7 protein-coding genes are annotated in these 7,194 nt (G+C 76.0%); 4 read left to right on the top strand and 3 right to left on the bottom strand.

What is annotated here, in order from left to right; all coding sequences use genetic code 11:
* The first annotated feature begins 29 nt into the window (after positions 1–29).
* From mnmG to OCEPR_RS11300, 4 genes are read left to right on the top strand one after another with little or no spacing between them, the layout of a single operon-like run.
* A complete protein-coding gene (mnmG, locus tag OCEPR_RS11315) occupies positions 30–1,853 on the top strand; it encodes a tRNA uridine-5-carboxymethylaminomethyl(34) synthesis enzyme MnmG (RefSeq protein ID WP_013458865.1) in 1,824 nt (607 codons plus the stop codon).
* Complete coding sequence (locus OCEPR_RS11310; RefSeq protein WP_013458864.1) at positions 1,850–2,392, top strand: 16S rRNA (guanine(527)-N(7))-methyltransferase RsmG; 543 nt, start codon at positions 1,850–1,852, stop codon at positions 2,390–2,392. The genes mnmG and OCEPR_RS11310 overlap by 4 nt, the downstream gene beginning before the upstream one ends.
* On the top strand, positions 2,389–3,147 hold the full coding sequence (locus tag OCEPR_RS11305; RefSeq protein WP_013458863.1) for a ParA family protein: 759 nt from the start codon (positions 2,389–2,391) through the stop codon (positions 3,145–3,147). Before OCEPR_RS11310 ends, OCEPR_RS11305 begins: the two co-directional genes overlap by 4 nt.
* Positions 3,131–3,943 carry a ParB/RepB/Spo0J family partition protein gene (locus OCEPR_RS11300; protein WP_013458862.1) on the top strand — a complete coding sequence of 271 codons (813 nt, stop codon included), beginning with the start codon at positions 3,131–3,133 and terminating at the stop codon, positions 3,941–3,943. The genes OCEPR_RS11305 and OCEPR_RS11300 overlap by 17 nt, the downstream gene beginning before the upstream one ends.
* On the opposite strand, the gene OCEPR_RS11295 is transcribed toward OCEPR_RS11300, so the two are convergent.
* Genes OCEPR_RS11295 through OCEPR_RS11285 form a run of 3 tightly spaced genes read right to left on the bottom strand, consistent with a single transcriptional unit; the run spans position 3,940 to position 7,153 of the window.
* Positions 3,940–5,985, bottom strand: a complete 2,046-nt coding sequence (locus tag OCEPR_RS11295) for a DNA internalization-related competence protein ComEC/Rec2 (protein ID WP_013458861.1) — start codon at positions 5,983–5,985, stop codon at positions 3,940–3,942. The two genes, OCEPR_RS11300 and OCEPR_RS11295, sit on opposite strands and share 4 nt — an antisense overlap.
* On the bottom strand, positions 5,982–6,497 hold the full coding sequence (locus OCEPR_RS11290; RefSeq protein WP_013458860.1) for a ComEA family DNA-binding protein: 516 nt from the start codon (positions 6,495–6,497) through the stop codon (positions 5,982–5,984). Before OCEPR_RS11290 ends, OCEPR_RS11295 begins: the two co-directional genes overlap by 4 nt.
* Complete coding sequence (locus OCEPR_RS11285) at positions 6,476–7,153, bottom strand: hypothetical protein (RefSeq protein ID WP_013458859.1); 678 nt, start codon at positions 7,151–7,153, stop codon at positions 6,476–6,478. Before OCEPR_RS11285 ends, OCEPR_RS11290 begins: the two co-directional genes overlap by 22 nt.
* Between the last annotated feature and the right edge of the window lie 41 nt (positions 7,154–7,194).

Here is a 7,194-nt window from a genome sequence, read left to right as displayed (position 1 = left end):
TTTTCCGAGCGCGTGCTAGCCTTAGGGGTATGGAGGTTTCACGTGAAACCTTTGACGTGGTCGTGGTCGGGGGCGGCCACGCGGGGATCGAGGCGGCCGCGGCCGCGGCGCGGCTGGGGGCGCGGGTCGCCCTCGTCACCGGCGATCCGGCGCGCATCGGCCTGATGCCCTGCAACCCCGCGGTGGGCGGCCCCGGCAAGAGCCAGCTCGTGCACGAGATCGAGGCCCTGGGGGGCTGGATGGGCCGGCTCGCCGACGCCGCGGCCATCCACACCCGGGTGCTCAACCGCTCCAAGGGGCCGGCGGTGCGCAGCCTGCGGGTGCAGACCGACCGCGACGCCTACGCCGCGGCGGCGCGCGCGGCGCTGGCCGCGGAAGCGAACGTCGCGGTGGTGCGCGGCGAGGCGGTGGGGCTCGTGCGCGAGGGCGGCCGCCTCGCGGGGGTGCGCACCGCCGACGGGCGGGTGCTCGCCGCCCCGGCGGCGGTGCTGGCCGCGGGCACCTTCCTGCGCGGCCGCATCTGGTACGGGCTGCAAAGCCGCCCCGCCGGGCGGCAGGGCGAGCCCCCGGCGCGCCACCTCTCCGCGGCGCTCGAGGCCCTGGGGCACCGCACCCTGCGGCTCAAGACGGGCACGCCCCCGCGCATCCTCCGCCGCAGCATCGACTTCGCCGCCCTTGAGGAGGTGCCCCCCGACGACCCCCCGGGCAGCTTCTCCGGCCGCCCCGGCCCCCACGCCGCCGCGCTTCCCACCTGGACGACGCGCACCCACCCGGGCACCCACCGGCTCATCCTCGACCACCTCGACGCCTCCCCGCTCTACGCGGGGGCCGTCCAGGCCGTTGGGCCGCGGTACTGCCCGTCGATCGAGGACAAGGTGGTGCGCTTCGCCGACAAGGACAGCCACCTGCTCTTCGTCGAGCCCGACGGGCTCGAGACCAGCGAGGTCTACCTGCAGGGCTTTTCCTCCAGCCTGCCCCCGGCGGTGCAGGAGCGGATGGTGCGCACGCTGCCGGGCTTCGAACGGGCGGTGATCCAGCGCTACGCCTACGCGGTCGAGTACGACGCCTTCGACCCCACCGACCTCAGCCCCGGCCTGATGTCGCGCCACCTCCCCGGCCTCTTCCTCGCCGGCCAGGTCAACGGCACCTCCGGCTACGAGGAGGCCGCCGCCCAGGGGCTGGTCGCCGGACTGAACGCCGCCCGTTTCGCCGCGGGCGAGGACGCGGTCGTCCTTGGCCCCGACGAGGCCTACATCGGGGTGCTGATCGACGACCTGGTGACCCGCGGCGTGGACGAGCCCTACCGGATGATGACGAGCCGGGTGGCGTTGCGGCTGCTCTTGCGCGGCGACAACGCCGACGAACGCCTCGTCCCCAAGGCGGCGGCCTGGGGGCTGCGGCCGGCGGCCGACGCCGAGCGGGTGACCGCCAAGTACGCCCGGGTGCGCGCCGAGCTCGAGCGCCTCGGGCGCGCCCGCATCGAGGGCGCGCCGGCCAGCGTCTGGCTGCGCCGCCCGGGCGCCACCCTCGCCGAGGCCTGGCACCGCGCCGGCCCCCCGCCCGCGCCCCTGAGCCGCGAGGAGGCCGAACAGGTCGAGATCCGCGCCAAGTACGCCGGCTACATCGAACGCCAGGAGCGCCAGCGCAGCCGCACCGGCGAGCTGGCCGCCTACCCGATCCCGCCGGAGCTGGACTACCGCACGGTGCACAACCTCTCGCGCGAGGCGATCGAGAAGCTCTCGCGCCGCCGGCCCGCCAACCTGGCCGAGGCGGCGCGCATCCCCGGGCTGCGCGACTCCGAGATCACCGCGCTGCTCGTCCACCTCGCCCGCCGCGGCCGCAGGAGCGCATGAAGGACCGCCTCGAAGCCTACGCCGAGCTGCTGGAGCGCTACGCCGCCAGCGCCAACCTGGTCTCCCCCAAGGTGCTCGCCGAGCTGCCCGTCCACTTCGCGGCCGCGCGCGCTTACGGCGAGGTGCTTCCCGAGGGGGTCCACGTCCTCGACGTGGGCTCGGGCGCGGGGCTGCCGGCGATCCCGCTCGCGATCGCGCGTCCGGACCTGACCCTTACCCTCGCCGAGCGGCGCGCCAAGCGCGCGGCCTTCCTGGACCTGGCCGCGGCCCGCCTGGGGCTGGAAAACGTGCGCGTGTACAATGGCGACGTGCAGCAGTGGAGCGGCCGGACCGCCTACGTGACCGCGCAGGCGGTCGCCCCCTTCGACGTCGTCTACCGCCTCGTCGCCCACGCCGCGGACTACCCGCTCACCCTGATCGCCCGCAAGGGCCCGGGCTGGCGGGCCGAGGCGGCGCGCCTGGGCGCCGAGGTGTTTCACGTGAAACCCCTGGGCTCCGGCGCCGAGCTGGTGGCCCTGAGGCTGGAGGCGCCGCGGTGAAGCGGCTCGGTGTCGTCAACCAGAAGGGCGGCGTGGGCAAGACCACGACCGCGGTCAACCTCGCCACCTACCTGGCCCTGCTCGACCGCCGGGTCCTCCTCGTCGACCTCGACCCCCAGGCCAACGCCACCTCGGGGTTGGGGGTGACGCCGAGCCCGTCCGACGCCGGCACCGCCGCGGTGTTGCTCGAGGGCGCCGAGCCGGCCGCCGAGACCGTGCACCTGGAGAGCTACGGCCTCGACCTGCTCCCCGCGGGCGAGGGCCTCGTCGCCGCGGCCGCCGAGCTGCTCGACGACCCCTTCCGCCTGCGCACCCGCCTGGCGGGGGTGGAGGCGGGCTACGACTTCGTCCTCTTCGACGCCCCGCCCAGCCTGGGGCCGTTGACGATCAACGTCCTCGCCGCCGCCGAAGGCCTGATCGTGCCGCTGCAGACCGAGTACTACGCGCTTGAGGGCATCGCCCGCCTGGTCGAGACCGTCGAGAAGGTGCGCGGCGCGCTCAACCCGGGGCTGCGCATCCTCGGCATCGTGCTCACGATGTACGACGGGCGCACCCTGCTCTCGCAACAGGTCGAGCAGAACGCCCGCGAGCACTTCGGGGACCGCGTCTTCTGGACGGTGATCCCGCGCAACGTGCGCCTTTCCGAGGCGCCCAGCTACGGCGAGCCGATCGCCAAGTACGCCCCCACCTCGGCGGGGGCGCAGGCCTACGGTCGGCTGGCCGCGGAGGTGATGCGACGTGTCGAGAAAGCCTAGGGGGCTGGGCCGCGGGCTCGACGCCCTGCTGCCCAAGACCGGGGGCCACCCCACCCGCCTGCCGTTGGCGCTGATCCGGCCGAACCCCGACCAGCCGCGGCGGCGCTTCGACGAGGCGGCGCTGGCCGAGCTCGCGGCCTCGATCGCCAAGCAGGGGCTGCTGCAGCCGCTGCTCGTCCGTCCGCGCGGCGAGGGGTACGAGCTCGTCGCCGGCGAGCGCCGCTTCCGCGCGGCGCAGATGGCGGGGCTCAGCGAGGTGCCGGTGGTGGTGCGCGAGCTCGACGACCGCACCGCGCTCGAGCTGGCCCTCGTCGAGAACCTGCAGCGCGAGGACCTGAACCCCATCGAGGAGGCCCTGGGCTACCAGCGCCTCGTCGAGATGGGCCACGCCCAGGCCGAGATCGCCGAGGCCGTGGGCAAGGCGCGCAGCACCGTGGCCAACGCGCTGCGGTTGTTGCAGCTCGACGAGGCCAGCCAGGAGGCCCTGGCCGAGGGCCGGATCAGCGCCGGCCACGCCCGCGCCCTGCTGATGGCCCCGCCCGGCGAACGCCCGCAGCTGCTCCAGCGCATCGTGGGGGAGGGGCTCTCGGTGCGCCAGGCCGAACGCCTGGCGAGCCGCCCGAAGAAGAAGCCCGCGGCGCGGAAGGCGGCCTACGCCGAGCTCGCCCGCGACCTCGAGCGCCAGCTGGGGCTCAAGGTGCGCTTCACCGGCGAGGGCAAGGGCCGGCTCGAGATCTTCTACTACTCCGAGGAAGAACTGAACGCGATCCTCGAGCGCCTGGGCTACCGCGGCTAGCGCAGCGGCAGCCGCACCGAGCCGTCCCGGTCGGCGCGCAGCACCCGCACGTTCCAGGCGGCGAGGCGCCGGAGCACCCCGGGGTCGGGGTGGCCGAAGGCGTTGGGCCCCACCCCGATCCAGGCGATCCGCGGACGGAAGCGGCGCAGCAGCGCCTCCGAGGTGCCGTCCGCGGCCCCGTGGTGGGCCACCTTGAGGACGTCCACGCGCTCGGGCGGCCACGCCAGCGCGTGGCGCGCCGGGGCGTCGCCGGTGAAGAGCAGCCGCCGGCCGCGGTATTCCAGCACGAAGACGAGGCTGCGGTCGTTGTCCTTCCCCGGGGCGGCCGCGGGCGGGTGCAAGAAGCGCAGCTCGGCGCCGCCGAGGCGCAGCACCTCGCCCCGGCTCACGTTCACGACGGGGACCCCGCGGGCCCGGGCCGCGGCGCGCAGGCGCGCGTCGAGGGGGTCGGTGGGCTTGGGCGGTCCCAGCGCCAGCCGGCCCACGGGCACGAGCTCCAGGAGCCCGGGCAGGCCGCCGGTGTGGTCGGCGTCGGGGTGGGTGCCGACGGCGAGGTCGAGGTCGTCCACCCCCAGCGCCGCCAGCGCCCGCGCCAGGCCGCGGGCGTCCCAGGCGTGGCCGGCGTCGACGAGGATTTCGACCCCGCCGGGCAGGCGCACCAACGCCGCGTCCCCCTGCCCCACGTCCAGGAACCAGACGTCGGGACGCACCCGGTCGGCCGTCGCCGCCGCGACCAGCGCCGCGGCGGCCGCGAGCGCCAGCGCGGTGCGGGGCCGCAGCAGCCGGTAGCCGGCGAGGACGAGCGGGGCGAGCGCGAGGTAGTAGAGCGCGTAGCCCCCGGCGTCGAGCGCCCCCCAGTGCAGCCCCGGCACCTGGGCGAAGAGGCGGACGCCGCCGAGCAGCAGCTCCGCGGTCAGGTTGAAGGGCGCCGCTAGCAGCCCCGAGAGCGCCGGCAGCGCCGCCTTGAGGAAGCCCAGGGGAACGAGCAGACCCACGAGCGGCAGCAGCACCAGGTTGGCCAGCGGGCTCGCCAGCGGCAGGTAGCCGAAGCGGTCGAGGACGAGCGGCAGGGTGGCCGCCTGCGCCGCCAGGGTGAGGCCGAGGCCGCCGAACAACCCCGCCTTCCAGCGCGGCTGCTGCGGCAGGAGCGGCAGCGCCAGGGCGATACCCAGCACCGCCAGGTAGGAGAGCTGGAACGAAAGGCTCGCCGCCGCGTAGGGGGTCAGCACCAGCTGCGCCCCCAGGGCCAGTGCCAGCAGCGACGCCAGCGGCACCTCCACGAGCCCCGCGGCGCGCGCCAGCAGCCAGACCCCGGCCATCAGGGCCGCCCGCACCAGCGAGGGGCTGGGCCCCACGAGGGCCAGGTAGCCGAGCAGCAGCGCCAGCGCCGCGAGGTAGCGCCCCCGCCCCAGCGGCGCGGCGAGCAGCACGAAGAACCCCGCGAGGATCCCCACGTGCAGCCCCGAGAGGGCGAGGGCGTGGGCGAGCCCCGCCCGACGGAAGGCCTGCACGTCGTCCCCCAGGGCCGCGCGCTCCCCCAGGGTGAGCGCCCGCGCCAGCCCCGCGGCCTCGGGGCCCAGGCCCCGGAGCAGGTTCGCGCGCACGGGGTCGCGCAGCCCCGGCGGCGGCGGGCGGTGTTCGAGCAGGCGCACCTCCCGCAGCTCCGCTTGCACCCCGAGCCCCCGCAGCCAGGCGCGGCGGTCGAAGCCGCCGGGCAGGCGGGCGCCCTCGGGCCGCGCCACCCGGCCCTCCACCCGCACCCAACCGTCCGCGGGCGGCGGGTAGGTGCGCAGGTAGAGGGGCCCCGGGGCCGTGCGCAGCACCCCGCCCCGCAGCGCGCCCTCGAGGACGACGCGCTCCCCCAGCCGCCCCGCCCAGGGATCGCCGAGCGTCCAGATGCGCAGCAGCACCAGCCCCAGGCCCAGCGCCAGCGGCCCGCGCGCGCTCCGGGGGAGGGCCGGCAGCGCCAGCAGCCCGAGGGCCGCCCAGGGTCCGGCGAGCGCGGCCAGCAGGGCTCCGGCGGCGAAGGCGTAGGGGGTCACGGGGTCAGGTAGGGGCGGAGGCGTTCGAGAGTGCGGGGGCCGATGCCGGGCACCCGCACGAGCTCGGCGAGGGTGCGGTAGGGGCGGTAGGCGACGATCCGGCGCGCCAGCGCCGGGCCGATGCCGGGCACGGCCTCCAGCTCCTCGGCGCTGGCGCGGTTCACGTTCACCCGCGGCCGCGGCGCGCCCGGGGTCTCAAGGGCCGCCTCGCCCCGGGCGGGCACCCGCAGCGTCTCGCCGTCGGCGAGGGGCAGGGCGAGGTCGAGCGCCTCCAGGTCGGCCCCGGGGGCCGCGCCGCCCGCGGCGGCGAGGGCGTCGGCCACCCGCGCCCCCGGCTCGAGGGTGTACACCCCGGGGCGGTGCACCGCCCCGGTCACCGCCACGACCGGCGGCTCCCGCTCCAGGGCCACAGGGGAAAACCGCACCGAGAGGTGCGGCTCCAGACGCGCGAGCCCCAGCGCCAGCACCAGCGCCAGGTAGAGGCCGAGGGCTACAGGTTGGAGGCGTGCCACTCCACCAGGGCCACGCCCAGGCCGAGCACGCCGACGAAGATCAGGTAGGCCGGATCGGCCGTGGGGTTCATGTAGATCCAGTACCCGGCCGCCCCCAGGGTGCCGAGGCTGAAGAGCTTGAGCAACGCGCCCATGAAGCCGCCGGTGCGCCGCGCCGGCTCGGCCGCGGGCTCGGTGGTGTAGATCTCCGCGGCGGGGGCGGGTTCCTCGGGGGGCGTGATCGGCGGGGGCAGCTCCTCCTCGAGCGTCACCGGCCGCTCCTCGGTGCTCTCGACGGACTCGGCCGGCTCGGGCTCCGCGGGCGCGGGCTCCGGTGCCGGCGGCGGCGCCGGTTCCGGGGGCGGGGCGCTCACCGTGGCCTGCTTCTGCCGGGCCACGAAGGTCTTGACCGATTCGAAGAAGAGCCGCAGTTCGTCGACCTGGAAGGCGCGCACCGGCGCCTCGATGAGCGGCGCGGCCTCGCCCATGACCACGAGCGTGCCGCCCTTGCCCCCCACCACCTTCTTGATCTCGCCCAAGGGCGCGCGCTGCACGCCGGCCTCGCCGATGTAGAACAGCTCGGCCCGGGTGAGGGCCAGAAGGCCGTCGGCGCCTTCGAGCTGCGAAACGACCTCGTCTTGGGTAAGCTCCCGAAGCTTTTCTTGATATGCGCTCATGTTGCTGTATATTCTACCCGATTCGGCCGATTCCACGCAGG

It is taken from the genome of Oceanithermus profundus DSM 14977 (genome assembly GCF_000183745.1).
Lineage (GTDB): Bacteria > Deinococcota > Deinococci > Deinococcales > Marinithermaceae > Oceanithermus > Oceanithermus profundus.
This window is presented reverse-complemented; position numbering and strand designations above follow the sequence as displayed.